The 26659-nt window shown below is 66.3% G+C and carries 27 protein-coding genes and 1 pseudogene; 9 read left to right on the top strand and 19 right to left on the bottom strand.

Annotated elements, in window-relative coordinates:
- Window positions 1–99 precede the first annotated feature (99 nt).
- From ACO2Q1_RS16780 to ACO2Q1_RS16755, 6 genes and pseudogenes are all read right to left on the bottom strand, one after another.
- The gene (locus ACO2Q1_RS16780) at window positions 100–1224 is read right to left on the bottom strand and encodes an ABC transporter permease (RefSeq protein ID WP_423330612.1); all 1125 of its coding nucleotides are present in this window, start codon (window positions 1222–1224) and stop codon (window positions 100–102) included.
- Complete coding sequence (locus ACO2Q1_RS16775) at window positions 1224–2150, bottom strand: ABC transporter ATP-binding protein (protein WP_423330611.1); 927 nt, start codon at window positions 2148–2150, stop codon at window positions 1224–1226. Before ACO2Q1_RS16775 ends, ACO2Q1_RS16780 begins: the two co-directional genes overlap by 1 nt.
- On the bottom strand, window positions 2147–3130 hold the full coding sequence (locus tag ACO2Q1_RS16770; protein ID WP_423330610.1) for an HlyD family secretion protein: 984 nt from the start codon (window positions 3128–3130) through the stop codon (window positions 2147–2149). The genes ACO2Q1_RS16775 and ACO2Q1_RS16770 overlap by 4 nt, the downstream gene beginning before the upstream one ends.
- Window positions 3127–3558, bottom strand: a complete 432-nt coding sequence (locus ACO2Q1_RS16765; protein ID WP_423330634.1) for a TetR/AcrR family transcriptional regulator C-terminal ligand-binding domain-containing protein — start codon at window positions 3556–3558, stop codon at window positions 3127–3129. Before ACO2Q1_RS16765 ends, ACO2Q1_RS16770 begins: the two co-directional genes overlap by 4 nt.
- Before the next feature lie 9 nt (window positions 3559–3567).
- Window positions 3568–3753, bottom strand: a pseudogene (locus ACO2Q1_RS16760) (TetR/AcrR family transcriptional regulator); the annotation flags it as partial.
- Window positions 3754–4271: 518 nt separating this feature from the next.
- A complete protein-coding gene (locus ACO2Q1_RS16755; protein ID WP_092307178.1) occupies window positions 4272–4478 on the bottom strand; it encodes a hypothetical protein in 207 nt (68 codons plus the stop codon).
- Window positions 4479–5150: 672 nt separating this feature from the next.
- Between ACO2Q1_RS16755 and ACO2Q1_RS16750 the strand changes: the two genes are divergently transcribed.
- Window positions 5151–6785: an ABC1 kinase family protein gene (locus tag ACO2Q1_RS16750; protein WP_292133358.1), complete on the top strand. Its 1635-nt coding sequence runs from the start codon at window positions 5151–5153 to the stop codon at window positions 6783–6785.
- Here the strand turns inward: ACO2Q1_RS16750 and ACO2Q1_RS16745 are convergent.
- Complete coding sequence (locus ACO2Q1_RS16745; RefSeq protein ID WP_287902946.1) at window positions 6729–7088, bottom strand: Hsp20/alpha crystallin family protein; 360 nt, start codon at window positions 7086–7088, stop codon at window positions 6729–6731. The two genes, ACO2Q1_RS16750 and ACO2Q1_RS16745, sit on opposite strands and share 57 nt — an antisense overlap.
- Window positions 7089–7672: 584 nt before the next feature.
- Here ACO2Q1_RS16745 and ACO2Q1_RS16740 point away from each other — a divergent pair.
- On the top strand, window positions 7673–8548 hold the full coding sequence (locus ACO2Q1_RS16740) for a glycerophosphotransferase (RefSeq protein ID WP_292133354.1): 876 nt from the start codon (window positions 7673–7675) through the stop codon (window positions 8546–8548).
- A complete protein-coding gene (locus ACO2Q1_RS16735) occupies window positions 8545–9285 on the top strand; it encodes a phosphocholine cytidylyltransferase family protein (protein ID WP_287902941.1) in 741 nt (246 codons plus the stop codon). Before ACO2Q1_RS16740 ends, ACO2Q1_RS16735 begins: the two co-directional genes overlap by 4 nt.
- Here ACO2Q1_RS16735 and ACO2Q1_RS16730 read toward each other — a convergent pair.
- From ACO2Q1_RS16730 to ACO2Q1_RS16710, 5 genes are read right to left on the bottom strand one after another with little or no spacing between them, the layout of a single operon-like run.
- On the bottom strand, window positions 9264–10031 hold the full coding sequence (locus ACO2Q1_RS16730) for a nucleotidyltransferase family protein (protein ID WP_287902938.1): 768 nt from the start codon (window positions 10029–10031) through the stop codon (window positions 9264–9266). The two genes, ACO2Q1_RS16735 and ACO2Q1_RS16730, sit on opposite strands and share 22 nt — an antisense overlap.
- Complete coding sequence (locus ACO2Q1_RS16725) at window positions 10028–11161, bottom strand: dATP pyrophosphohydrolase (RefSeq protein WP_423330609.1); 1134 nt, start codon at window positions 11159–11161, stop codon at window positions 10028–10030. The genes ACO2Q1_RS16730 and ACO2Q1_RS16725 overlap by 4 nt, the downstream gene beginning before the upstream one ends.
- A complete protein-coding gene (locus ACO2Q1_RS16720; RefSeq protein ID WP_287902933.1) occupies window positions 11161–12225 on the bottom strand; it encodes an LptF/LptG family permease in 1065 nt (354 codons plus the stop codon). The genes ACO2Q1_RS16725 and ACO2Q1_RS16720 overlap by 1 nt, the downstream gene beginning before the upstream one ends.
- The gene (locus ACO2Q1_RS16715) at window positions 12222–13412 is read right to left on the bottom strand and encodes an LptF/LptG family permease (RefSeq protein ID WP_287902930.1); all 1191 of its coding nucleotides are present in this window, start codon (window positions 13410–13412) and stop codon (window positions 12222–12224) included. Before ACO2Q1_RS16715 ends, ACO2Q1_RS16720 begins: the two co-directional genes overlap by 4 nt.
- Window positions 13409–13861 carry an HIT family protein gene (locus ACO2Q1_RS16710; protein WP_287902952.1) on the bottom strand — a complete coding sequence of 151 codons (453 nt, stop codon included), beginning with the start codon at window positions 13859–13861 and terminating at the stop codon, window positions 13409–13411. The genes ACO2Q1_RS16715 and ACO2Q1_RS16710 overlap by 4 nt, the downstream gene beginning before the upstream one ends.
- A 56-nt stretch (window positions 13862–13917) precedes the next feature.
- On the opposite strand from ACO2Q1_RS16710, the gene ACO2Q1_RS16705 reads away from it, so the two are divergent.
- Window positions 13918–14394 (top strand): DUF2141 domain-containing protein, encoded by a 477-nt coding sequence (locus tag ACO2Q1_RS16705; RefSeq protein WP_287902927.1) that lies wholly within the window; start codon window positions 13918–13920, stop codon window positions 14392–14394.
- Window positions 14395–14481: 87 nt separating this feature from the next.
- Here ACO2Q1_RS16705 and ACO2Q1_RS16700 read toward each other — a convergent pair whose 3' ends face one another.
- Entirely contained in the window at window positions 14482–15384 is a 903-nt protein-coding gene (locus ACO2Q1_RS16700) for a metallophosphoesterase family protein (protein WP_288757436.1), read from the bottom strand.
- Window positions 15385–15471: 87 nt separating this feature from the next.
- Here ACO2Q1_RS16700 and ACO2Q1_RS16695 point away from each other — a divergent pair, with 87 nt between their 5' ends.
- From ACO2Q1_RS16695 to ACO2Q1_RS16685, 3 genes are all read left to right on the top strand, one after another.
- Window positions 15472–16578 (top strand): CDP-alcohol phosphatidyltransferase family protein, encoded by a 1107-nt coding sequence (locus ACO2Q1_RS16695; RefSeq protein ID WP_287902921.1) that lies wholly within the window; start codon window positions 15472–15474, stop codon window positions 16576–16578.
- 74 nt (window positions 16579–16652) lie between these two features.
- A complete protein-coding gene (locus ACO2Q1_RS16690) occupies window positions 16653–17492 on the top strand; it encodes a diacylglycerol kinase family protein (protein ID WP_423330608.1) in 840 nt (279 codons plus the stop codon).
- Window positions 17489–18421 (top strand): hypothetical protein, encoded by a 933-nt coding sequence (locus ACO2Q1_RS16685; protein WP_287012038.1) that lies wholly within the window; start codon window positions 17489–17491, stop codon window positions 18419–18421. Before ACO2Q1_RS16690 ends, ACO2Q1_RS16685 begins: the two co-directional genes overlap by 4 nt.
- Here the strand turns inward: ACO2Q1_RS16685 and spt are convergent.
- The 6 genes from spt to ACO2Q1_RS16655 all read right to left on the bottom strand — a co-directional run bounded on the left by spt (window position 18403) and on the right by ACO2Q1_RS16655 (window position 25303).
- Window positions 18403–19620, bottom strand: a complete 1218-nt coding sequence (gene spt, locus ACO2Q1_RS16680) for a serine palmitoyltransferase (protein ID WP_287902915.1) — start codon at window positions 19618–19620, stop codon at window positions 18403–18405. The two genes, ACO2Q1_RS16685 and spt, sit on opposite strands and share 19 nt — an antisense overlap.
- A 3-nt stretch (window positions 19621–19623) precedes the next feature.
- Window positions 19624–19881, bottom strand: a complete 258-nt coding sequence (locus ACO2Q1_RS16675) for an acyl carrier protein (protein ID WP_287902912.1) — start codon at window positions 19879–19881, stop codon at window positions 19624–19626.
- Between the two features lie 95 nt (window positions 19882–19976).
- Window positions 19977–20915, bottom strand: coding sequence for an NAD-dependent epimerase/dehydratase family protein (locus ACO2Q1_RS16670; protein WP_287902909.1), 939 nt, complete (start codon window positions 20913–20915; stop codon window positions 19977–19979).
- Window positions 20915–22633, bottom strand: coding sequence for a fatty acyl-AMP ligase (locus ACO2Q1_RS16665; RefSeq protein ID WP_287902907.1), 1719 nt, complete (start codon window positions 22631–22633; stop codon window positions 20915–20917). Before ACO2Q1_RS16665 ends, ACO2Q1_RS16670 begins: the two co-directional genes overlap by 1 nt.
- Window positions 22630–23979 carry a lipopolysaccharide biosynthesis protein gene (locus ACO2Q1_RS16660; protein ID WP_423330607.1) on the bottom strand — a complete coding sequence of 450 codons (1350 nt, stop codon included), beginning with the start codon at window positions 23977–23979 and terminating at the stop codon, window positions 22630–22632. The genes ACO2Q1_RS16665 and ACO2Q1_RS16660 overlap by 4 nt, the downstream gene beginning before the upstream one ends.
- Before the next feature lie 514 nt (window positions 23980–24493).
- A complete protein-coding gene (locus ACO2Q1_RS16655; RefSeq protein ID WP_292133349.1) occupies window positions 24494–25303 on the bottom strand; it encodes a DUF3313 domain-containing protein in 810 nt (269 codons plus the stop codon).
- 641 nt (window positions 25304–25944) lie between these two features.
- On the opposite strand from ACO2Q1_RS16655, the gene ACO2Q1_RS16650 reads away from it, so the two are divergent.
- Both ACO2Q1_RS16650 and ACO2Q1_RS16645 read left to right on the top strand, forming a co-directional pair.
- The gene (locus ACO2Q1_RS16650; RefSeq protein WP_287900340.1) at window positions 25945–26322 is read left to right on the top strand and encodes a MarR family transcriptional regulator; all 378 of its coding nucleotides are present in this window, start codon (window positions 25945–25947) and stop codon (window positions 26320–26322) included.
- The coding region (locus ACO2Q1_RS16645) for a biotin/lipoyl-binding protein (RefSeq protein WP_423330606.1) at window positions 26319–26659 on the top strand (341 nt) is incomplete at its 3' end. The genes ACO2Q1_RS16650 and ACO2Q1_RS16645, both read left to right, overlap by 4 nt.

The raw sequence follows: 26659 nt of genomic DNA, 5'->3' as shown, positions 1-26659 counted from the left end.
ACGGCCCAGGCCACCAAAGGATTCTCGTCGGGGTGGGATGTGAGACGGGGTCCCGCAACCCGGACGGCCGGACAATTCGACGGCCACCCGGAATTGGGATCAGTCGAGCGTGGTCCGGTAGCGCACGATGGCGAGGGCGGTCACCACGACGACGAAGGCGGCCAGCGCCATCACGCTTGGCCAGGCGTCGGCCAGACCGACGCCCTTCAGCAGGGCGCCGCGGACGATCCTCAGGAAATGGGTGACCGGGATCAATGAGCCCAAGGCCTGGGCCCAGTCCGGCATGCCGCGGAAGGGGAACAGGAATCCGGAGAGCAGCATGGACGGCAGGATGTAGAAGATGGACATCTGCATGGCCTGCATCTGGGTCTGGGCGAGGGTGGACAGGAAGAAGCCGAGGGCCAACGATCCCACGATGAAGAGCATGACGCCGACAACAAGGGCGTCCCAGCCGCCGACCATGGGGACGTCGAACAGGAGCCGAGCCATCACCAGGAAGAGGGTCACCTGGACAACGCCCACACCGACATAGGGGGCGAGCTTGCCGATCATGACTTCGAGCGGCCGCACAGGCGTCGCCAGCAGGCTTTCCAGCGTACCGCGCTCCCGCTCGCGCGCCATGGCCAGCGACGTCATCATGACCAGGGTCATCGACAGAATGACCCCGAGCAGGCCGGGAACGATGTTGAAGGCGGTGATGCCCTCCGGATTGTAACGCCTGTGAACGATGACCTCGAACGGGGCGCCCTGGGTCGACCGGACCAGCGGGCCGGTCAGGTCGCGAGCCAGCGCTTGGCCCGGAAGGCCGGCGAGCGCGGCCAGAGCTCCGCCCGTCGCCGAAGGATCCGCGGCGTCGGCTTCGATCAGGATCGTGGGATTTTCCCCGCGGACAACCCGACGCGTGAAATCCTGCGGGATCACCACGGCGAACTGGACCTCGCCGCGAGCCAGGGACCTGTCCAGCTCGGCCTGGCTGTTCACCGACTGCGTTATGCGAAAATAACCGCTGTTCGTCAGGGCGCTCAGAAACGAGCGCGAAAAGCTTCCGTGGTCCTGCACATAGACGGCGGTCGGCAGGTTTCGCGGATCGTCATTGATCGCATAGCCGAACAGCACCAGCTGGAGGATCGGCATGATGAGAATCATGGCGTAGGCGAGGTGATCGCGCGTGAGCTGGATGAATTCCTTGGCCATCACAGCCCAGATGCGGGTCGCAGAGAGCATCAGTCCGACTCTCGCTGAAGGTCGGCCGTCAACTGGATGAACACGTCCTCCAGGGTGGGCCGCGTCTCCTTCCAGACGACTTGCGGGCCGCGGAAGGGCGCGATGGCGTCTTCGAGCGCCGGGCGATCCCGGCCGGAGACGTGCAAGGTCGTGCCGAACACCGTCGCCATCTCGACGCCGGCCTGGTTCCGGAGGCGTGCAATGAGCCGCCCGACGTTCGGCCCTTCCGCGAGGAATGTGGTCAGGCCGGACTCATCGATGACCTGGTCGGCCGTACCCCGGGCCAGCGTTCGACCTCCGGCGATATAGGCGATCTCGTGACACCGTTCCGCCTCGTCCATGTAATGCGTGGACACCAGAACGGTCATGCCCTCGTCGGAGAGCGCATGGATTTCGTCCCAGAAGGTCCGCCGGGCTTCGGGATCGACGCCGGCGGTCGGCTCGTCGAGCAGGAGCAACTCGGGTTCGTGCAGCGTCGCGGCGGCCAGCGCCAGACGTTGCTTCCAGCCGCCGGAGAGGGTGCCTGCCAACTGTCGCCGCCGCTTGACCAGCCCCAAACGTTCGAGTGCGGCCTCGACCCGGGCGGCCCGGCGGTCCAGTTCGTGAACCCGGCTGGTGAAGATCAGGTTCTGCTCGATGGACAGGTCGTCATAGAGCGAGAATTTCTGGGTCATGTAACCGACCCGGCGTTTGATCAGCTCGGACTGGCTCATGACATTGTAGCCAAGAACCTCACCCTGGCCGCTGTCTGGAGTCAGCAGACCGCACAAGAGACGAAGCGTGGTCGTCTTCCCGGCCCCGTTCGGACCGAGAAATCCGCATATTCGTCCCCGCTCGACGGTGATGCCAAAGTCCTGAACCGCGTGGAGGGCTCCGAACGACTTGTTAAGGCCCCGCACATCGATAACCGGACTTGCAACAGTCATCTTGAGCCCCGCAACCGCTCGACATCGACCGGCAAACCCGGCTGGAGCGAGCGTGGATTTTCCGGCGCCGCCTCGATCATAAAGACCAGCCGATCCCGGCTGCCCTGACTGTAGAGGATAGGCGGAGTGAACTCGGGTCGCGGGCTGATCCAGGTGATCCGGGCCTTGCGCGGCGCACCGCAGCCATCACAGCTGAACCTGACCACGGCCCCGGGTCGATAGTGGATCAACTCGCGCTCCGGCACGAAGAACCGCAACTTGACCTCTGCGTCGGGCAGCAGCGCGAGGACGGGTTGATTGGCGGGGACGAATTCGCCCTCGCGGAAGAAAATTTCCTCGACACGGGCTTCCACCGGCGCCCGGGGAGAGAGGGTGCGCAGGCGAACCTCGGCTTCGTTCAGTCCGCCTTCGGCCTGGCGGATCTGTTGTTCGGCCGCCCGCAACGCATCTTCCCGCGCCCCAAGCGTGGCCACCTCTCGCCGACGGCGGACGGCCTCGACCTGCGCCCTCGCCGTGTCCCGGTTCGCTCGCTCCTGGTCGAGTCTGGCCGGCGCGTAGATGCCCCGGCGCACCAGAGGTTCGATCCGGGCATAGCTGGCTTCGGCTTCGCGGAGCTGCGCCTGGGCGGCCGCGAGTTCGGTGTCGAACACCTCGAGCTCCTGCGCCCTCTGTCCCGTGCGAAGATCGTCGGCGCGGGCTCGGGCGGCCTCGACGGACGCGGCCGCGCCGCGCTCCTGGGCCTCCTGCACGCCGGGGTCGATCTGGAAGGTCACCGCGCCGGCCTGGACGCGGTCGCCCTCCCGCACGTACAGGGCTTCAAGGGCGCCGGAGGCGGGCGCCGCGAGATAGACCGACTCGCCCTCAATGTAGCCGGAAAGGGGCCGGTTCGTCTGGTCGGTCCGTAGAAACGACCAGACCGCGGCCCCCGTCGCGACGACACCGACAACGGCGGCGATCCTGTAGATGAGCCGGCGCCTCACGCCTTCATTCCCTTGAGGACCGTGTCCAGATGCTGGGATGCGAGCGTCTCAAGCGGCAATGGATCGGCCCCGATGGGTTCGAAGGTTTCCCGCCACAGCAGCCCCAGAACCAGTGGACCCAACAGCCCCATTGCGAACAATTCGGGGTCGCCGGACCGGACTTCGCCGGACCGTTGACCGCGACGGATGATGTCTGAGATCAGAGAAAGCAGCGGCGTTATCACCGTTTGATGCCAGATCAGGGCCAGTTCGGGCAGGTTCCGGCTTTCCGCGACAATCAGCTTCAACACTCCGCCGATGCGGGGATTCGACTGGATCGCGGAGACGAGAACGCCGACGCCCAGCCGCGCGGCTTCGTCGAAGGGGATTTCGGTCCCGGCGCCGGTTCGAATCTTCAGCAGTCTCGGTTCGATGGCGTCCTGCACCACGGCCTTGAACAGATCCTGTTTCGTTTCGAAATACAGGTATAGCGCGCCTTTCGAGACCCCGGCCGCCCTGGCGATGTCGTCCAGCCGGGCTCGGGTGAAGCCGTGCTCGGAAAAGACCTCAAGCGCGGCTGCGATGATCTCTTTGGGCCGGTCAGCCGCGCGGCGGCGCCATTTGGGTTCACCAGGAGGCAACATCGAGGGTCGTCCTAATAACTGATCAGTCGGTTATTAGCGTGCCCGCAATCCTTGAGCAAGGCGCCGTGGCGTCTGGCCCTTAGCGCCTCGGGCCGGTCCGGACTGATCTCAGGCCGTAGCCGTCCCGATTGATCTGCCGTCTCGCGAGCATCGACCGGAGCGGCCACCCGCCCTCGCGTTTTTAAAGAACGACGTTCGACGAAACCGCGCCCTTGCTTTGGCACGATCTCTCAGGGCCTGGACATTGCCATCGCGAACGCCGCCCCGGGGCCGGATTGAGTCGCCAGGGAATCAAGCTGCCGTCTTGATCCTCCGGAATGGTCCGGCGGTCCGGCGGTCCGGCGCCCATCCGGGCGTTTGATCCTGATCACGGCGGCTACTTCTCCTCCGTGCAGCGATGGGTCCCAACGAACGGTTCCGGTCCGCCCGGCTTGACCTGCGGGCCGAGGAAGTGCTGGCGAAGACCGTGGCCCAGCGGGAGATACGTCATGTGACGCGCGCCTCGCTGTCAGGCCGGGTTAGTTCTTGACCCGGTCAGTCGGCGGCTTGCGCGCCATACGCTCGGCGAGCGCCTTGATCTTCTCGCGAGAGGGTTGGGAGAACCGGGACAACACCTTCGGATCGGTGATTTCCCCGTCGTCGATGAACGGGCTGCCGTCCGGGTTGATCTGGCCGGTGGTGCGTTTCAGTTCCTGAAGGAGAGCGGCGCGTTCTGCCTTGTTCATCAACTGCCTCCTGCGCCTAAGGCGACTCTTACCAAAATAGTGCCGAGCGACCAAATCCAACCACTCGATAGACTCGTCTTGCGCAGATCGAGTCCAAAAACGCCGTCATGAGTCCGCATTTCGCGTGCAGCGTTCTCACATCGTTAACGTGGAGTCCAGCCTAATTATTGAAAGCGTCCGTTACACTATATCCGAACAGATGGACTCGGACCTAAGCCGAAAAACGTTCCTTCCGCTGTAGTCTTTACTATAACATTGACCTAATGGACAGCGGCATGACAGGCACGACGCAGCAAAGACTGGACCGCACCTTCGAAAGTGGGAGAGTGAACACAGTCGCGGCCATCGATGGCGCCGACGAACTGGACGGAGCCGTCCACACAGCGGCGGCGGACAGCCAGGTTGGCGAAGGGGATCGAGACGAAATCAGTTCTGTGCCGCATTGGGACATCTCCAGCGTTGGTCTGGAGGTCGTGTCTCGGGGTGGCACACCCCTCAACGGCTAAATTCAAACTGTGTCAGTGCCCCCTCAGCAGACGATGTGACTTCACTCAAGGACGGCTCTATATTCCGACCTCTCGCATTCTTTCACCCCTGCAACGCGTGAGCGGTCGAGCGCGGTTCAAACCGGCAGCCCTTGCGTCACATGATCGATCCGAGCATCCACATCCCATGGTGCCCCTGACCCTCTCGCCCAGCGACTATCGCCGTCTTGCGACCGTGCTCCGCACCCTGGCGCGGACCGGCGCTCGACCTGTTTTGGTGCGGTTGGGGCTAGTCCGCGGCGCGGCGCTGGACGAGGTGGCCGCGGGCGCCGCGGGCGCGGCGGGCGCGGCGTACGAAGGCTTAGTCGCGGCCCTTGAGGAGCTCGGCCCAACGTTCGTCAAGCTTGGCCAGATCATGGCCACGCGGTCGGATCTGCTTCCACCGGAACTGACGAATCGGCTCGGGCGGCTTCATGATGACGTCTCGCCGGTACCCTTCGAGTCCATTCGCGATCAGCTGGCGGTCGATCTGGGCGGGCCACCGGACGAGATCTTCGCTGAGTTCTCATCAACCCCGATTGCTGCGGCCTCCATCGCGCAGGTTTATGCCGCGCGGCTACGGTCGGGTGAAGAGGTCGTCGTGAAGGTCCGCAGGCCAGGGATCGAAACGATCATGCGCGCCGATCTCCGTCTGCTCGCGGCGGCCGCACGTGTGGTCGAGCGCCGGGCACCCGCGCTGCGCCGCCACAAGCCCGTGCGCGTCGTGACGGAACTCGGCGAAGCCCTTCTGGAGGAGATCGATTTGCGGATCGAGGCTCGCAATCAGACGGAGATACGACGGCGGGGAACCGCGTTCCAAGTGCCTTTCGTTCATGATCGATTCACGACGGAAAGGACCATGGTCAGCACGCGCGCCCGTGGTCGCAGCCCGAACGGCGCCTTTCGCAGGGACGAGCCTGCCTTGGCGCGCGCTCTGGCGCCGGAAGCGGCGAGGGGGCTGCTGAGCATGATCCTGCTGGACGGGGTTTTCCACGGAGATCCGCATCCAGGGAATGTTCTGGTTACCGCGGATGGCAGACTTGCTCTGCTGGATTTCGGATCGGTCGGACGGCTCTCGGCGAAGCGGCGAGAGCAAGTCCTCGTCGTTCTCGGCTCACTGGTGGACGCCGATGTCCGGGCGGTGTCCGATGTGCTGATGGACTGGTCTGGCCGCTCCGGCTCCCCGCCGCCGGGCCTTGAACAAGCTGTCGACCGGTTCTTCCTGCGTTATGCCGCTGACTCAGGGCGGCCGATCCGGCTCGCCGAGGCGATCTCCGAATTCATCACGATCGCCCGCGAAAACGCGTTGACCCTGCCGCCGGACCTCCTGCTCTTGCTCCGCGCCCTTGGCACCGCCGAAGGCCTTGCAAGGACACTCGATCCTGACCTGGATGTCATCGCCGCGATCGCCCCCGTGGTCGTCAGGGCGTTCGCCGCCCGGTTCAAACCTAAGGCGCTGGCCGCCCGCGCGTTCCGCACATTTAAGGAACTGGACCAGATCCTCGCGATGGCGCCCGAAGCGCTCCGGCGTGTAATTGGGCGGGTCAGCCGCGACGGCCTTGTCGTGCAAGTGTCGAGCTCCGACTTCACCGACTTGCCGCGCGCCATGAGACGCGCCGGCGACACCATCGCCCTTGGGATCGTTGTCGCCGCCCTGCTTGTCGCAGTCGCCTTAGTCACGGTCGCGCAAGACGACCAACTCGCCGCGCTCGTGCGCGTTGCAATTCTACTCCTTGGGGGCGCCGGCCTGATCGCCTTCTTGCGCCGTCTGTACCGGGACTGACGCTTCGCGCACCGGGACGCGCTTGGCGTCGCCGCGCGTCCACGCGACCTTGGTCATTTCCACCACCAGCACGCCATTCTCAAGTGTCGCCTTCACCTGATCAGCATCGACGGCGTCCGGCAGATCGACGCTGCAGTCAAAGGGAGCTGCGATGTCACCGGAGCGGCGTTGACGGCTGAGAGCCTGCAGTCGCAAACGCTGCGGTCCCACTTCGAGGATCAGGCCTTCTTTGCCATGGCCCGGGACGTCGAATTCTACGGTGACAGCCTCCACGGTCTGGCTGACGTTGAAGGGCGTGCGCAAGCCTGCAGGGGAACTCAGTCCCGCCTCGAGACGCCGCCGAACGCCTCTGAGGCCACGGCCAACGACGGCTGCGGCCTGCCGGCGTCACGGCGTCAGCTCGGCGACCTTCTTCAGTGGAAGGCCAAGTTCGGCGGTACGGACGTGTCGGAGGGCCAGCGGCAAAGCTTAAGCGGATGCTGGCGGACGCGATGCTGGACAAAACCGTTGCATTATCGATATCTATAAGGAACTTTATTGAAATCATGTTGGATGCAGATGATCGGCACGGCGCTTGTTTTGTTTGGCGGTTGTGAATCCGATTAGTCAAACTTAAGAGCGGCTACATTCTCGACGTGCGGATTATTTTTCTATTCAATGCCCAGAACCATCAACTGCTGCATGGGTTGCCGACAGCAGTGCGCTTGGCTGCGAAACCCGGAGCGCGTGTCGTTGTTGCGTCGGCGGACGCGAGGCAGCTCGAATACGCTCGGATAGCGTCCGCTCGACTGGGCCCCGCAGCGATTGAGTATCACAAAATAAGTTCGTCTTTTCTTTCTATCGGCCAGACCGTCTCGGGCCGCAGGAACCCGCCAAAACTCCTGACGATGGTGACAGCAGCGGGCTGGTTGAACCAATCGGACGCCATCGCCGTGCCGGAGCGGACGTCTATCTTGTTGAAGCGGCTGGGGGTTACCCGGCCTCGCTTCATTCACCTGGACCATGGGGCGGGGGACCGGGCGGCCGGATTTGATCGGCGGATCGCGGATTTCGACTTCGTCCTGATGGCGGGCGAGAAGCACCGGGCGCGGATGCAGCGCGAGGGCCTGATCCGTGAGGGTCATCACGCCGTCATCGGCTACCCCAAGTTCGAGGCGGCCGATGCTATCCGAGATCCGAGCTTTCGACCGTTCGCTGATGACAGGCCCGTGGTGCTCTACAATCCTCATTTCTCCAGTCTTGGCTCGTGGGAACGGTTCGGCGCGGATGTGCTCAGCGCCTTCGCCGATCAGGATCGCTACAACCTGGTCGTGGCGCCTCACGTCCGACTGCTGGACGGCAGGGCCGCGAGGGCGCGCTGGGCGGGGCTGCTGGACGGCTATGAGGGCCGGCCTCACATCCACATTGATCGCGGCAGCGACCGGTCGATCGACATGACCTGGACCACATTGGCCGACGTCTATCTTGGCGACGTCAGCAGCCAAGTCTACGAGTTCCTGCGCAGGCCCAAACCCTGTGTCTTCCTGAATGCGGGGGGTGTCGACTGGCAGGGCGACGAGAACTATGGCCATTGGCGATTCGGGCCGGTTCGGGAGACCACGATCGATCTCGTCGGCGCCATCGATGCGGCACGGGGGAACCACGGGGATTTCTTGGCCGCCCAGACTGCAGGCTTCGCCGAGACCTTCTCGACCAGCCTCGAACCGGCCTCCGAGCGGGCGGCGCGAGCGATCATGGACTTCATGCAGGGACAATCCGGGTGACGACAAAACGGGCCATCATCCTGAGCGCGGGCCAGGGCAAGAGGCTGTTGCCCCTAACAGAGGCAAGGCCGAAATGCCTGGTCGAACTGGGCGGGCGCAGCCTGCTGGCCTGGCAGCTGTCGCATCTTCAGACGGCGGGCGTGGAAGAGGCTATCGTGGTCACCGGCTTCGGGGCTTCGCTGGTCGAGGACGAGATCGGCAGACTGAAACTGGGGGATATGGCAGTCTCGACCGTCTACAACCCCTTCTACGGCGTGGCCGACAATCTCGCCTCCTGCTGGATCGTACGCGATCGGTTCGAGGAGGGCGTTCTGCTGCTGAACGGCGACACCCTGTTCGAGCCAGCTATTGCAGACAGACTGATCTCGGCCCCGGAGACCGACATCGTCGTGACCGTCGACCGCAAGCCGACCTATGACGCCGACGACATGAAGGTCGAGACGCGCGGCGGCGATCTGGTCGCCATCGGCAAGACGATCCGGACCTATGACGCCGAATCGATCGGCTTCCTGCGGTTCTCGGACCGGGGCGCTGCCCGTTTCCGGTCGGCGATGGAGGCGGCGCTGCGCGATCCGGAAAACCTGCGCCGCTGGTATCTGAGCATCATCCACGAACTGGCTCGCGAAGGCGGGGGCGTCAGCGTCTGTTCGATCGAGGGGTTGGGCTGGGGGGAGATGGATTTCCTGGCCGATGTGGCGACCAACGAGGCCCTGGTTCAGGGCTGGCTGGCGCGCTGATCCTCGACGATCCGACGGACCAGTTCGAGGTCTTCGGCCTTGTCCACATCCACGGCAGCGAGGCCGAAGGGGCTGGCCACGACAGCAGTCCGGACCCCGATGGAGTTTCCCAGACGGTCGACGGCGTCCTGGATCGTCAGCCGCCCGAGGAGATAACGCGCCAGGGTCGTCAGGCCGATCAGGCGCGCCACGCGCCACGGCTGCTTGCGATGGACCTCGACCGTCCGCCACAACGCCAGCGCGTCGGCGGCCCGGGGCGTGGCCAGATAGAACAGGTTGCAGCCTGACCAGGCCTGTCGCGCGAATCGGTACCAGGTCCGCCTCGTCCGTGGCGCATCCGCTTCCACCACCCGCCGTTCGGCCAGCAGCATGGACAGGTCAGACCCGGGCGGCATGTCGGCGATGAACTGGGTGATCCATTCTGGACGCAGCAGGGCGTGGTCCGCCGTGGTGACCAGAAGCGGCGCCCCAAGGGTCTCGAAGGCCGACAGGACGCTGAGGCTGGGCTGGGCCCGTGGAGGCATGCATTCGACCTCATACCCCGCCAACAACGCCATCACCTCGGCATCATTGGTCGAGACGGCGATTCGGCTGGCTCCAGCCTCGCCCAGGGCGGCGACCACGCGCAGGATCATCGGCGTCCCGTCGATTGGGATCAGGGCCTTGTGCGCCACGCCGGCGTGGTTGGCCACGGTCTCCGGGCCGCCGCGCGATCCCGCTAGGATCAAGGCCGTAAAACCGCTCATGCCAGGGGCTTGTGGTAGATGCGGTAAGTTTTGTAGATGCGGGCCCCGAGCGCGTCGAGGATGCCTCGCATGGCCGTGTTGTCCTCCAGGATCCACGACATCTCGCAGTGCCGATAGCCCAGTGCGCGGGCTTGGCTACGGGCGATATGCACCAGATGAAACGGCGCCATGATCCCCTTCTGTGTCCTGGCATGGCGACGCTTGACCCCCATAAGGGGAACGCGGATCGATTTGACGCGCCGCACCTTCAGCCGCCACAGCAGTCGGGCCCAACCGAACGGCAGCAACCGCCCCTTCAGATCCGCGATCGCCGCATTGACGTTGGGAAGGAAGACCACGAAACCGGCCACGTCGCCGTCGATCTCGGCGAACCAGGTCAGGCGCGGATCGATCACCGGCTTCAGCGCAATGGCCAGCTGACGGGTCTCTGCCTCCGTGACGGGCGTGAAACCCCAATTGTCGGACCAGGCATCGTTCAGGATGTCGGTCAGGGCATCGACCTCGGCATCGTAGCGGTGCATGTCGAGCGGGCGCAGCACGAGGCCCGGCGGCGGCCCGCGTTTCACCCGCCGCGTGACCGGCTCGGGCAGGTCGTGTTCGAACGACGAAGTATAGGCGAAGACGTCCTTGGCCTTGGCATAGCCCAGGGCCTCGATCCGGGACCCTGCATAGGCCGGGTCGTGGCCCATCATCACCATCGGTGGGGTGTCGAAGCCGTCGATCAGCAGGCCGACCTCCTCGTTGATCGACAGGTTGAACGGACCAAGAGCCCGGCGACAGCCCCGCGCCTTTAACCAGGACTCGGCGGTCTCGAACAGGGCGGCGAATACGGCGGCGTCGTCCTCGGCGCAGATCAGGCCGAAATGGCCGTGGGGACCGTCCGGGCTGGGCGGGGCCATATGGTCGATCTGGGCGCTGATCCGGCCGACGTCGCGCCCGTCGCGGATCGCCAGCCACAGCTGGACATCGGCATGCGCGAAGAAGGGGTTCTTCTTGGGCGACAGGGCCTCACGTCGCTCCATCCGCAGCGGCGGCACATAGTTCGGATCCCCCGCGTTGATCCGGTCGGACAGCGCGATGAACCGGTCCAGCTCCGCCGGGGTGACGACCGGGACGATCTGCAACGGCATCATGCGCCTTCCTCCCGCAACAGGACCATCATGGCGGCGGCGGCGAATACGATCGGCCCGCCCCAGGCGGCCAGCAGCACCGGCAAGACCCCGCTCTCGCCAACGGCCGCCAGCAGCCCGTCGACGACCAGGAACAGCAACCCGGCCCCGAGGCAAAGCGCCAGCACAACGGGAGCCTGGGCGCCGCGATAGCTGACCAGGCCCACCGGGATCGCCAGCAGCAGCATGACAAGCGAGGCGAACGGCGCCGACCAGGCCCGCTGCAAGGTCATCTGGTAGAAGGCGGGCGATCGCAGGGCTGCTCCCTCCCGCAAGGCCCTGTGCGCCTCCGCCGAGGTGGTCGTGGCGGTGTCGCCGAACACGGTCTGGATGTCGACAGGACGGAGGGTGGTCGGCCAGGTCAGGCGCGCGGCATCGCGCACGCCCTCCGCCCCTTGGGCGATCGTCACGGTCCTTGCGTCGCTCAGGGTCCAGGCGCCGTCGTCGAAACGGGCCGTAGACGCCGTGGTGCGGGTCAGCAACAAGCCCTCTGGCGTCCTGCGATAAATGCGGACGTCGCTCAGGCTTGTGTCGAGGTCGGGATCTGCGGTTGCGGTGACGATGTCGGCTCCGACGCGGAAGCTGCGGCTCTCCGGCGCCTTCCGGTCGGCCAGCGGTTCGGTGACCCGCCACCAGCGTTCCTGCGCGGCATCGGTGCGCGGGGCGATCGCCTGGCCGATCACCAGATGGGTCGCGACGACGATCAAGGCCGCGGGTAGCGACAGGCCGATGAGGCGAAACGTCGAGATGCCGCTGGCCCGCATGGCGATGATCGCGTTCTCCCGACCCAGCTGGGTGAAGGCCAGCAAGCTGCCGGCCAGGACCGCGATCGGCATGGCCTGGATCAGCAGGCTTGGCGCGCGCAGCGCGGCGTATCTCATCACGCCGCCGACACCCAGCCCGCGCTCCAGCACGTCGGTGGTCGCGTCCAGCAGATCGAGCACCTGAAGTACAGCGAAAAGCACGGCAAGCGCCGCCAGAATGCGGAACCCCACGACCTTGAGGATAAACCGGGCCAGGATCATGCGCGGGCAGATCGCCGCGACGGGATCAGCCGGATCACACGCCGCGCTAACGCGCCCAGCCGCTGGGTCAGGCGCGCGATCGGGGTGTCGCCGGGGCGCCTTCGGCTACCCATGAAGATCCAGACGCACAGGCCGGCGAACACCGCGAAAGGCAGGCCCACGGCGACGATGGCGTCGGCGCGCCCGCTGGTCGCCAGCCCCTGTCCGAGCTGGAGCAGGTTCTGGAACGCGATCAGGATGACCCCGGCCAGGATGACGCCGGGCGCCCGCCCGCCCCGCTTGGCCGCCAGACCCAGCGGCAGCGCAAGCAGCGGCAGCAGCGGGAGAGCGAGGGCGCGCGCCAGTCGGCCATAGAACTCGGCCATCCGTTCCTGCAGCGGAATGGTCCGACCTCCTCCGGTCACGAGCTCGACCAGCGTCAGCTCGCGCGCATCCCCGCCGCGATCCCGCAGCAGCTTCGTGGCCCCTGTCAGGGGGATGTCGGCGAAGAAGCCGCTGAAGACGAAGACTTTGGGCCTGCCGTCGCGACCGATCCGGATCTGGCGACCCTGGTGCAGGGTGACGGTGGCGGTGCCGCTCTCAGGATTTATCGAGACATCGGCTCGGTCGGCGGTAGTGATCAGCTCGGCGCCGTTCGGGTTGAGCTGGCGGATGAAGACGCCCTTCAAGGACCGGCCTGAGGCATCGGTAGTGTTGGCGGTGATCAGCAGGCCGTCGTCAGTGGATATCACCGCCCGTTCCGGCACGGCCCCGCTCCAGCCCGCGCTTTGGGCGCTGTGCAGGACCGAGCGGTAGGCATATCGGCTATAGGGCTGGACGAAGCCGAACAGGATGATGCTGAGGACCATCAGGGCGACGCCCAGCCCGACAAACGGAGCCGCGATCCGGGTCAGGGAATGGCCGCTCGCCAGCATGGCGTCGATCTCGGACCCGTCGTTCAGCCGCGACACCACGATGAACAGGGCCACGAAGAAGGCAGCAGGCAGGGTCAGGCCCAGATAATGCGGAACGAGATTGGCCGTCAGCTCCAGCACGAAACCGAACCGTCCGTCGCTCTGTGACAGGGCGTCCAGCAGCCGCAGCACCCGCTCCAGCAACAGGGCCACCAGCGTCACGACGATCGCCCCGACCATCGGCCAAAGCGTCAGCCGGAGCGAATAGCGGTCGAGGATGCGCAGCCGGATCACTGCGCCGCCACCTCCGTCCGGGGCCAGGCTTCACCAAGCCGTCGGGCCAGGTTCTCGGCCTGATCGGCGTCCAGATCGACCGTCTGGCCCACGGCGGGCGGGCCGGGCCATCCGGCGTCGGCGAACGTCAGACCGGCGTCCTCGCGCGTCCCGTCGTACCGGGGGATGACGTGGAAATGGACGTCGCGGTCGACCATCATCAGCATCAGATAGTTGATCCGCTCATAGGCCACCAATCGACCCAGCATGGCCTCGATGCCGGTGGTCGCGACCTTCAGATCGACGAAGGCCTCGGCGCTGAGGTCGGCGAAGGCCTGGACCGGCTCCTTGCACACCAGGGCCAGCGATCCCCATGTGGGCTGTTTCGGCCGGACCAGAACAAGCCAATGAGTTGTTTCCGCGACAAGCGTGTGCGGATATCCAAAGGCGGTTGCGGTCGGATTCGTCATGATGGCCAAGATAACCGGTCCGGACCGGCGCGGCCTATAGGAAACAGGGACAAATCGTGAAAGCCAGACCTTTCCTGATCGCGGCCCTAGTGTCCGGTGCGGCGTTGATCGCCATGGCGGGGTCCGTCCAGGCCCAGACCTGCGAGGGCGCGGCGGATGGCGGGACGCGGCTGAACGTCATCGTCAACGGCGTGCGGGCAGCCGAGGGCCAGATCGCAGTGACGATCTATCCCGACAATGCGCGGCGGTTCCTGGCTCCCGGTGGCAAGCTGCTGCGGGTGCGGACGCGGGCGGTGGCGCCGACGACGCGGGCCTGTTTCAACCTGCCGGAGGCGGGCACCTATGCGGTGGTCATCTATCACGACGCCGACGGCGACAGCGATTTCGACCGCAGCGCCATCGGTCGCCCGACCGAGGGGTTCGGTTTTTCCAACGACGCTCCGGCGCGGCTGGGGCTGCCGTCGTTCCGCTCGGTGCGGTTCGCGGTGACGCCGGGCGACAACACGATCCGGATCCAGACCCGCTATCCCTGAGTGTGCACGGCCCTGTTTATAATAGCACCATTTCGCGATCGCTAGTCTCCCTAGTTCTGCCAGTCACGCCATTCTGGCCGGCCGCCGTCAGGTCAGCCGATTTTTGCCTCTGGTGCGGGTCGCCAACTGGTAGCCACCCAGGCTGTTCATGGTGCCGTCCGCCTGAATACCGCGTGCGGCGATGTCGATATCGAAGCCCGTCTCGCAGGGCGTGATCGCGATCTCGTGCCAGCGCGCCGCCTCGCCTTGACCGGGCGACATTGAAGCGGACGGCACGCCCAGTGCCGGGATCGGTCCGTCCGGTCCCGCGACCGACGACACGGTCGATCGGTGGGCATGGCCGTGCAGGATCAGTTCCGCCCCGGTGCGCGCCAGCATGGCCTGAAGTGCTGACCTATCCGTCAGGGCCTTGCGATCCGCGACAACGCCGTCCACCACCGGATGATGGATCAGGACGATGCGGCACAGACCGGCCTGCCGCGCCGCCGTCAGCTCGGCCTCCAGCCGCGCGATCTGAGTGGCCCCGAGTCGTCCCGTCGCCAGACGCACCGGCGTCGGGATGGCCGAACAGAGGTTCAGAATGGCCACGGGGCCACGGTGCCGGACGAAGGGAAAGCTGTCGCCCTGATCGCCAAGCCAGGCCCGCCAAGGGGCGAACCGTGCGGGATCGGCTGACCCGATCAGGGCATCGTGATTGCCGGGCGAGACGGTGACGTCGGCGGCGGGCCCCAGCGCTGTCAGCCAGTTCGCCGCGGCGTCGTATTCTGCCTCGGTCGAGAAATTGGTCAGGTCGCCGGTGACGGCGATGTGGTCCGGTCCAGCCCCCGCGATGTCGGCCATCAAGGTGGCCAGGACCTCGGGGCGGTGATGATGAACCTTGCGACGCCAGGCCAGGCCGCTGACCAGCCGCTTCAGTCGCAGCTCGACCAGCCGCATAGGAGGCGGCGGCAGGTGTGGATCCGACAGGTGGGCGAGACGAAAAGGGGGCAATCGTATCAGTTTCTGGCCACGGCGGGCCGCAGTTGTTTTATGAAGATTCGGGCCCCGCGAGCGGGCCGACAACGGGGCGTATAGCAGATGACGGATGCCACGCGTTGCGCGCGGGTGCTGGGTGAGGGCTCGGCGCGGATCTGGGGCATGAGTTCGGCCGAACGGCTGGGCCGCATCTTCGCGCGGGCAGGCGTTTCGCAGGGCGAGTCAGCGGGTTCGGGCACGGTGGTCCTGGCACGGGCCGACCACGTGTTCGACGAAGCCTTGATCAAGGCCGTCATCTCAAGGCCCGACAGTGTGATGATCGGCGCCGAAGGTGCGCCCGTCGCCGCCCATGTGCGGGAGGCGGACGCCCATGTCGCCGCAGAGGCCCTGCTGGCTGGAAATGCCGCATCCGCTGTCTTGCGCGACCTGACCCGGCTCGACCCCGCAGACCTGACCTACAACAGCGCCCTGAGGAAACGCGAGGCCCCGGTGCTGGAGCGGCTGGACGCCGGCAATGCCCGGGCTGTCGAGGCCCGACTGTTCCAGGGATCGTACAAGGGAATCACCGATCTGGTGACCAAATACGTCTGGCCGGTTCCAGCGCGTATCGTGACCCGCTGGTGCGCCCTGACCGGGATCAGCCCGAACCAGGTTACCCTCGCCAGCCTGATCCTGGTGCTGGCGGCGATGAATCTTTTTTGGGTCGGCGAGTTCGGCTGGGGGCTGGTCGCGGCCTGGGTCATGACCTTTCTCGATACGGTCGACGGCAAGCTGGCGCGGGTCACGCTGCGGTCGTCGCCCTGGGGCAATGTGTTCGACCATGGAATCGACCTGATCCATCCACCGTTCTGGTGGTGGGCCTGGTTCGTGGGAGTACAGGCGTCAGGGTTCGACCTGCCGCATCCGGAACTGCTGCTGGCCGTCATCGTCGGCGGCTATGTCGCGCAGCGGATCGAGGAGGGAATCTTCATCCGGCTGTTCGGCATGCATATGCACGCCTGGCGGCGGTTCGACAGCTTCTTCCGGCTGATCACGGCGCGGCGGAACCCCAATCTGCTGCTGCTGAGCGCGGCGACCCTGGTCGGTCGGCCCGACATCGGCCTGATCGCCGTCGGCGTCTGGACGGCGCTGTGCCTGGTCGTCCACGCGGTCCAGATCGTTCAGGGGCTGGGCGCCCGCCGTCCGCTGGTGTCCTGGCTGGAGGGGTGATGCGGGTCGGGGTGATCCACAATCCGCGCAGCCACAGGAACCGCGCCCGGTCGCCCGGGCCTGTGTCGCCGGACGTGATCCATGCCGCCCCCGACACGCCCGAGGCGCTGGCAAGAGCTCTTGAAGCCATGGCTGAGGCTAAGGTCGATCTGCTGATCGTCGACGGCGGTGACGGAACGCTGCGGGACGTCGTGACCCGGGCCTGGCCAGCCTTCGAGGGCCGGTTGCCGCTGCTGGCCGTCGTCCCGCACGGCAAGACCAATGTGCTGGCGCGCGACCTGGGCCTCCCCGCGCGTTGGTCGGTCGAGGCGGCGATGGCGGCGGCGCGATCGCTTGCCAACCGAACATCCCGGCCCATGCTGGAGGTCACCCGCGATGGCGATGGCGATAACGTGCCCGCGCTCCGGGGCTTCGTCTTCGGCACCGGGGCCTATGTCGGGGCCACGCGGATGGCGACCGGCGCGCACCGGATCGGGATCATTGACAGCCTGGCGGTGGGCGCGGCCCTGATCGGAGCCGTCTTCAGCACGGCCTTCGGCGGCGCGCAGGGGGTCGGCGCGGGCGAGCGGCTGGCCCTGGCCCTTGACGGCAGCGCGAGCGAGACCCGCCAGCGGTTCCTGATCCTGGCCAGCACCCTGGAACGGTTCCCGCTGAAATTCCGGCCGTTCGGACGACCGCGTCCGGGTCTGAAGCTGCTCGACGTCGATGCCCCGCCGCGTCGGCTGATTCCGGCCCTGGTTGCCATACTGGCCGGGGGTGAACCGATCTGGCTCGAACGGGCGGGCTATCGGCGGCACACCCCACAGGCGGTTTCGCTCCACGGTCTGGAGGCCTTCGTGCTCGATGGCGAAGTCTATCCGGGCGGGCACGTCACGATGCGTCAGGGGCCCGCTTTCACCTTCGTGACCGCATGACCGTGCCCCTGATCGATCTGGTCGCGCGCGACCTGGCCACGCCGGTTCGGGAGGCCGTGCACGCCTTCGCCGAGGCTCTGGCGGCGGAACAGGATACGGCGGCGGTGCTGTTCTATGGCTCGATCCTGCGGACGGGTGATCTGGACGGGGTGCTGGACTTCTACATCCTGACCGACGGGCCGCACCGGACGGGCCTGCGCGGCTGGCGTGAGCGCAAGCTGTGGCCCGAGGTGGATTTCCGCGAATGTACCCATAGCGAGACGGTGCTGAGGGCCAAGATCGCCGTCCTGCCCCTGACGACCTTCGCCGAGGCGGCGGCGGGCCAGCGGCTGGACACCACCATCTGGACCCGGTTCGTTCAGCCCTGCGCCCTCGTTTGGACCAGGGGCGAAGCGGACCGCGATGCGGTGACGCGCGCCGTCGCCGACGCGGCGGTCACCGCCGCCCGCTATGCCGCCGTGCTGGGGCCCGGCAGCGGAGAACCGCTGGTATGGTGGCGGGCCTTGTTCGCCCAGACCTATCGCGCCGAGTTTCGGGTCGAGCGTGCCGGGCGCGAGAACCAGATCGTCGGCTTCGATCCGGATCGCTATGCCGCCATCCTGCCGCTGGCCTGGGCGGCGGGCGGGATCGCGTTTCAGCAGGACGGCGCGCGTCTGAGCCCGTCCCTGAGCCCGACCGAGCGTCACCGCATCCTGACCGAATGGCGGCGGCGGCGTAGGCTCGGCAAGCCGCTGAACATCGCCCGGCTGATCAAGGCGGCCTTCACCTTCACCGGCGCGACGCAGTACGCCGTGTGGAAGATCGAGCGGCACACCGGACTGGTCGTTCCGCTGACTCCTTGGCGAATCCGCCATCCGGTGCTGGCCTCGCCGGGGGTGCTGTACAGGCTATGGCGGCGAAAACGCCGGGCTCAGCGCGACGCGCGCTGAGCGGCGGGAGCCACCCGGTTCATCGACCGGCCGACGGTGGCGAAGGCGTCCAGAACGGCGTCGATCTGCTCGAAACTATGGGCGGCGCTGACGCTGGAGCGCAGCAGCGGGCGGCTGTCCGGCGTCGCGGGCGGCAGGGCGAGGTTCAGATAGACGCCCTGAGCTAGCAGCCCGTTCCAGAAGGCCAGGGCCTCGGCCGTGTCCGACATGGCCACCGCCACGATCGGCGAGGCCGTGGCCCCGGTGGTGAAGCCCAAGGCGTTCAGGCCGTCGAACAGCCGTTGTGAATTGGCGGCCAGTTTGGAGCGCAGGCCTGGCTCGGCCTGCATCCGCTCCAGCGCTGTCAGCGTCGCGGCGACGACGGCGGGTGGCAGGGAGGCGGTAAACATATAGGGGCGGCTGACGACCCTCAGCACGTCGAAATCGGCGATATCCGACACCAGGTATCCGCCGATCCCGCCCAGGCTCTTGGAGAAGGTGCCGACGATGAAGTCGACGTCGTCCTCGACGCCCGCCGCCTCGGCCAGACCGCGTCCGGTGGCCCCCAGAACGCCCAGCGAATGGGCCTCGTCGACCATCAGATAGGCCCCGGTCTCGCGCTTGATGGCGGCGATCTCGCGAAGGGGCGCGACGTCGCCCATCATCGAATAGATGCCCTCGACCACGATCATCCGGTTGCCCGGTGCATCGCCGAGGCGGCGCAGGCGTTTGGCCAGATCCTCGGGGTCGTTGTGGCGGAAACGGATGACCTCGGCATGGCCCAGCCGCGCCCCGTCATAGATGCTGGCATGGCTGTCGGCGTCCAGGATCAGGTGATCGCCGCGCCCGACAAGGGACGACAGGACGCCCAGATTGGCTTGGTACCCGGTGGTGAAGACCATGGCATGCTGGCGACCATAGAAGGTGGCCAGCGCCGTCTCCATGGCCAGGTGCCCGTCGAAACTGCCGTTGGCGATCCGCGAGCCGGTGGTGCCCGTGCCCCAGGCTCGCGTGGCCTCGACGGAGGCCTCGATACAGGCCGGATCGAAGGTCAGCCCCAGATAGTTGTTCGTGCCCAGCAGGATGACGCGTCGCCCGCCGTATTCGGCCTCGGTCGGGGACAGGATGGCGTCGAACCGCATGCTGAACGGGTCGGCCCCGAACGCGCGGATGGACTGGTAGGCCTCGACCTGAGGCAGATATCGATCGAACAGAGCCATTCTTCAGGCCTCCTGACGCAGGGAGGATATGATGTCGGCCAGGTCGCCGATGGTCTGGACCGTCGCCAGTCGGTCGAGCGGCATCGAGACATCGAACGCATCCTCCAGCTCCATGACGATGTTCATCAGGGCCAGGGAATCGACGGCGAGATCGCGCGCGATGTCGGTGTCACGATCGATCGTCACTGCGCGTCCGAGCACCAGCTCGACCGCCTGCTGAATCTGATGGACCGTCAGGTCCGTCACTGCCGACTGACTCACGCGCGCCTACCCATGGAACCCCAACATCCACTGCCTAATCGGCTCTCTGACAAATTGCCAGAGAACTGTCACACGTCTGATGCTCGTTTGTCCGATTAGAGCCAGCCCGCGCGTCTCGCCCAAGCTACGGTGTCGGTGAATCCGTGGACAAGGGGGAAGACGACAGCAGGTGCCGGCCCGCGTTCTTCTGGTGAAACGCTCCAGTCGCGGTGCAGGATTTCGCGGGCCTTTCCGGCCGTGAACACCGGAGCGCGCCCGTAAATCCTCGACAATCCGGACAGGGTGCCCGCGATTTGGAGAGCGATCTCGGGCAGGCGAAAAGTCCGGGGTTCGCGCCCGACGGCCTGTGCCGCCGCAGAGGTCAGTTCCCGCCAGCTGTAACCCGACAGACGATCGTCGCAGATCGTGACGGGGGTCGATCGAGGCCGGCCGTCGGCAAGCGCGAGCATGTTTCGGGCTACGTCCGAGACATGGATAAAGGTTACCCTTGCCGCAGGATGCAGCACCGGCAGGCGCTGTCCACGAGCCGCAGCGGCGAACAGGGCGAAGGTCTCGCGGTCGCCGGGGCCGTAGATGGCGGTGGGCCGGACGATGGTCAGCCGGTCTCCAAGCCGGGCCGCCATCATGACCTCTGCCGCCCGCTTGCTGGCCGCATAGGGCGACAGCTGCGGCTCGCGCGCAGCCAGAGACGAGATCAAGATGACATGGGCGGCCGGTGCGACGGCCTGTGCGGCTTGGGCCAGCCGGTCGGCTCCGTCGGCGTTGATGCGGTGGAAATCCGCATCGCGCCGGGCCTTCACCAAGCCGGCGGCATGGATCACGACATCGGCCCCGTGACACAGGGCCCGCAACGCACCCTCGTCCTCAATGTCGCCCGGCGTGACCTCCAACCTCGCCATACTGCCGAAGGTCGCGATCGGATCGCGCCGCGCCAGCACACGTACGGTCCAACCCGCGTCGGCAAAGGCCTTGAGCAGATGCTGGCCCAGAAAGCCGGTGGCGCCGGTGATGGCGACCCGCCGCGCCACGACCATCAGGCCCGAGCCTCGTGGAAGGTTCCGGCCAGGAACATTGCCCGTGCCCGGGTCCGGCTCAGCTTGCCCGAGGTCGTCTTGGGCAGGTCGTGCGGCCCGACCAGATGGACGGTCGTCTCGATCCCGTGCCGGGCGCGCAGAAGGGCCGCGACTTCGATGGTCAGGGCCTCGCGCGCCGCCGAATCGCCTGAACGGGACTGGACCAGCACCACGACCTGCTCCGCGTCGCCGTCGGTGACATGGAATGCCGAGACGTCGCCGCTGCGGACCTTGTCCAGCTCCGCCTCGACGCTCCATTCCAGATCCTGCGGCCACAGGTTGCGGCCGTTGATCAGGATCAGATCCTTGGCCCGCCCGGTCGGTACGATCTCGCCCTGGACGATCAGGCCCAGGTCGCCGGTCTCCAGCCAGCCGTCGTCTGACAGGACGTCGGCGGTCGCGTCGGGATTGCCGAAATAGCCCTGCATCAGGCTGGGGCCCTGGATGAAGATGCGCCCGACCTGGCCGTCAGGCATCGGCCGACCGTCAGCATCGCGGACCTCGATCCGGTGCGCCGGCAGGGCCGGGCCGCAACGGACGAAACCCCGCGATCGCTCCTCGCACGCTGCACGCGTGACGTCGCCATCGCCTTCCATGTCCAGCAAATTGAGCGTCTCGACCCTGAGGCCGCTCCCCAGCGGGGCCATGGTGACGGCCAGCGTCGCCTCGGCCATGCCATAGCTGGCGACGAAGGCTGTCGGCTCGAACCCTGAGCCGACGAACCGCTCGGCGAACTCGGTCAGAGGGCGGACCCGCACCATGTCCCCGCCGACCCCCGCGATCCGCCAGGACGACAGGTCGAAAGATGTGCTCGATGCGGTCTCGGCCCGCCGGGCACACAGCTCATAGCCGAAGGTCGGGCTGTAGGAGACGGTGCCGCCGTTCCGCGACATCAGGTCCAGCCACAGCAAGGGACGCCGCACGAAGGCGCTGGTGGGCAGAAGATCGACCGACATCTGGCAGCACAGCGGGGCCAGCAGGAAGCCGATCAGCCCCATGTCGTGATACAGGGGCAACCACGACACGGCACGATCCCGGGACACGACCTGGAGCCCGTCTCGGGTGATCGCCACCGCATTGGCCATCAAGGATCGATGGGTCACCATGACCCCGGTCGGAAACCGCGTGCTGCCGGACGAGAACTGGACATAGCAGAGGTCGTCGGGGTCGATGTCGGGCAGGGCCATATCCCCGGCCTCCGGCAGGTCGTCGAGCGACGGCCCGATCGCGATGCCGCCCGCCTCATCCGCTGCCTCGCGCAGCCACTCGGCATAGGCGGCCGGACCGAACACGGCCGAGGCCTGGGCCGCGCCCAGCATCCGGGCGATCTGTTCGACATAGGCCTCGCGTCCGCCCAGGGGCGCGGGCAGGGGCAGGGGGGCGGGCACCAGACCGGCATACTGGCAGGCGAAGAAGGCGCGGATGAAGTCGGCGTCGGTCTCTGCGGCCAGCCCCACCCGGTCGCCGGGGTTCAGGCCGCCGGCCAGCAGACGGCCTGCCAGGACCAGGGCCTCGGTCCGCAGTTCGGCATAGGTCATCGCGCGCAGCCACTGCCCGCGCCCGCCATACAGGGTGAGGCCCGTCTCACCCATCGCCGCGAAATCCAGCGCCTGGGTGAGTGTCCGGAAATCGGCATGGCGGACCAGGCGGTCCGGCGCGGTCGGGGTGGGTGAGGTCAAGCCTGTGCCTTCTGATCGTCGTCTGCCCCGTCCTGCGGGTGATTCCTCCGATTATGGAACACGCACATGAACATACCCAGAGCCATCAGGGCCGAGGCGATCACCAAGGTAACCGCCGCCCCTAAGGCTCCGTAATGCGTCACGACCGGTCCCAGCAACGCCAGATAGGCGAAGCAGACCACCAGCCGGACCCAAAGCGCCGTGCCCGCCCGACCAAGCGACACCAGCATCGGCTCGAACGGCAGGGCGACCAGACCGATCACGGCGGCTCCGACCTGCCAGGTCATCAGGGTCGCGGCCTGGGTGAACTGCGGCCCCATGGTGATCCGCAACAGCCATTCGCCGCCGCCCAGCGTCAGCCCCATCAGCAGGACCCCCAGCGCTCCCGCCAGCAGGCCGATCGCTCGCGCCAATCGCCACATCCCGGCCTGTCCGCCCTCGCCGGCGTGCAGACGCGCCAGTTCGGGATAGAGGGAGGCGGTCAGCAGGCGGGCGGGCTTGGCGATGGCGTCGGCGACCTGACGTCCGATCCGCCAGAGCGCCGCCTGGGCCGGTCCCACCAGGGCCCCGAGGGCCAGGGTGATCACATGGGTGAAGGCCACGTCGACCGTAGCGCTGAGGTTGGTCGACCAGGCGAACCGCCAGGCCCCCGGCATGCCTTCGGTCAGAGGGCCGCCGCGCCAGGTCGGGCCGGATAGCAGGCCGCGCGCCTTAAGCTCCGACCAGGCGGCCCAGGCGATATAGACGAAGCCGGCGACCACGCCTGCCGCCCAGAAGATCAGGAATGCCGGCATCGACGCGGCGGTCACAAATCCGATCCCGCACCCGATCAGCCGCACCAGGGCGACCAGCGCCGTCTGTCGGGCCAGGACATCGAACCGGTCCAGCAATCTGAGCAATCCCATCGGCGTCGCCGACACCATGAAGACCACCGACAGGACATACAGGGCCGCCGCCGGGCGATGCTCGGGCGACAGGCCCAGCCGATCCCCGAACGCCAGGGTGGCGATCAGCCCGACAGCGACCCCGACGACAGCCCCGATCGCGTCCAGCGCCAGGGCGAAGCGCAGCACCTTCCCGAAATCCGCCGGTCGCCCCTCGGCCAGCGGGCGTGCGCCATAATGGAGCACCGTCTGCCAAGACTGGAATTTCACCGTCTCGCCAAGGAACTGGGCGAAGGCGTGGATTAGGATCAGCACCCCGAAGCTCGTCAGCCCGAGCGCGCGCGCCGTCAGGGCGATGGCCGCCAGACCCATGACCGCATTTGCGACCCGTCCCCCCAGCAAGACAGCCGCATTGGAGAGGACACGACCGAGGACTGGATCGATGTTGTAATACAATTTCAACGGGCCGATCGTCCCTCCTCCCCGAGATGCCGTATGATAAGTTTGAGGCCCGCTTCATGGCGGATGACCGCTGGTGCGGCATGAACGCCCTGGCGGCGGCTTTGGCTTGGGCCGGGTCTGAACTCCGTAACCCCAATGAACCTTTCCAGACGTCCTGACCTGATTAGGCTGGAGGCGCACAGCGGCGATTTCATTATCACGTTGCTGTGATGAAAGCGCGTCCCGAACCGCCCCCCTGAAACGATGGCGTCAGTGTTCCGGAGGAGGGCGATCAAACCATGCGGGAGAAGCATGGCCATCGTCATAGACCACACCTACCGCCTGGCCGAGAAAATCCACGGGACCCGTGTGGCAAGCGATCCGGACGCGGCAGGAAGCCACTGGAGATCCAGTTCATCAAACATGCCAGTGCGGTTCTAGTCGCCATGGAGAGTGACGTCAGGACGGGGAGGCGCGCGCCAGTCATTCTGTCGGAAACCAGCACGGGCTGGCGACCAGAGAGGTCGCCGGCCAGTCAAGGGTCCGTCAGAGGCGAATGTTCTGGGGGCTCGGTCAGCTCTCCTGGCCTTGCGCCCGCGCCGCTGAGTTCAGGCAAGTACAGACCCGTGGCCATGCCTGCCAGAAAGCCGGCGGGCTGCACGCGTGCGCCAAACCGGCGACACGGATCCGGATCGGCGATCTTGCGAGGTTTCCGGTCTCTCGGCGCAAACGCATCGCCGACCGCGTCCCCCATGGGCTCGGCGAGTTGAAGCGCATCTCCGACCCGCGAGAGTGATGGAGAATCCGTACCAATCACGTTCGCATTGCGCGCCCAGACCAAGGCGGCCGCCTGCCGACCATCCGTCGTGATCAACTCACTTTCCACGGCCAGACCCCCCGTTGAACCCGGTGCGCGCACTCCAATCGGACCGGGAATGAAGAACCCCGCCACGGCTGACGCCGCAGAAGCGGCCTGGCCAGTTGGACGCACACCGGTGACGGCCGTCCGAACCCGGGCGGCCGAAGAGTCCTGCTCCGACAGGACAGTGAACCGCTCGCTGAGCTCATAGCAGATCTGACGATCGGCCTCCGCCAACACCAAGGCCGTCTCGGCGTCGGAAAGGCCGTCCGCGGCGCCGGGCTGAAGCACGCTCGGCTCTATGAACAGCTGATCAATGGCCTCGGCTGCCGCGTCGTCGCGCCTTTCGCGAACGGAAGCGCGAATTGTGTCCGAACGCTCCGTCAATCCGTCATAGGACGAAAGGAACCCAGACTGGACTTTGGGCGCCGTCTGGCATGCCGCCAGACTGGAAATCAAAACAACAAAAACTAGGGAGCTTCGCAACGATCTTCCTCCAACACGGATGCACGTCGATCCATCTCACGTAGACGTTCCTATGGCGAATCCACCCAATCTTTTGGTGGCCAAACGCCTGGCCTAGGTGGCGTCCACAAACGCCGTCGTCGTCGTGGCCGTGCTCGAAGCTTGCGGTCGATACCGGAAGCCCCACGACCGTGAGGGCTGGAAAAAGCAGCCCTGAGTAGGCGATCAGGCGGCAATTCGTCTTGCGGCGCGGCCAGCCGCCAACGCGTCCCTGGACATGGCTTCCAACGCAGCCGCGCACTCGGCCAGCCCGCTGATCGTCAAGGCGTAGCCGAACTTCGACCTTGTGTGGATCGCCCCGGATACAAAGCCGTCCGCAGATCGCAGACATAGACGTACACAGTGTGCCGACTAAGCCCAAGAGACCGGCTTTCCACAAGGTCGCCCTGGGCTGCCCAAAGTGCGGACAGCAATCTCGCGCGGCCACTGGAAAGGCCGAACCAGACCATGAATGTGAGGTCATTCGCGGCCCAGTCGCCGCCGACAGACAAGCCGGATTGCATCGAAGCAATGCTTTGCATGCTAATATTTTGCAAGCTATTCGCCAGGACGATGCCTTTTGAATTCACTCTCGGCCGCGCCATCGCGCTTGCAGGTCGTCGATGAGCAACCGCCTCGACGAGCGCTTGAAGCATGCCGATCTGACGCAGGCCCGCTGGCACGCACTGCTCGAGCTGGAGAAAGCCGGAGATGGGCTGAGCCAGAAGGAACTGGCGTCGCGGATCGGCATCGAACCCCCGATGCTCGTTCGTCAGCTGGACGACCTGGAGCGCCGCGGCCTAATACATCGCCAGGCGATCGCCGGCGACCGGCGGGTCAATGCGGTCCACCTGACCGGGGCCGCCACGCCCGTGTTGACCGAAATTTTGAGAATCGCCCAGCAGGTCCGGCGTGAAATCACCGAGGGCTTGTCCGATGAGGACCTGGCCACGGCCTCGCGCGTGATCGAGCATATCAACAGAAGGCTGGAAGACCTATGAGCGCCAACGCCTTGCCCCCTCACGCCTCCGAAGCCCGCAAGGCCAGACCGGGTCGACGAAGGCTCGTTGTGATCATCGCCGTGCTGTTGATCGGCTTGGCGGTGATATTCGGCTGGTTGACCCTGCGCGCTGGAAAGGTGAACAGCAGTGACGCACGGATCGCCGCCCATGTGATCGCGGTCAGCAGCGAAGTTTCTGGGCGCGTCGTTGACCTCCATGTCCGGGCGGGCCAACGGGTCCGCGCCGGGCAGATCCTGGCAAGCATCGATCCGGCTGATTCCCGACTGGCCCTCGCACGGATCGACGCGGAGATCGAACGCATCGAGGCCCAACAGGC

Source organism: Brevundimonas sp. VNH65 (assembly GCF_049445955.1).
GTDB lineage: Bacteria > Pseudomonadota > Alphaproteobacteria > Caulobacterales > Caulobacteraceae > Brevundimonas.
This window is presented reverse-complemented; position numbering and strand designations above follow the sequence as displayed.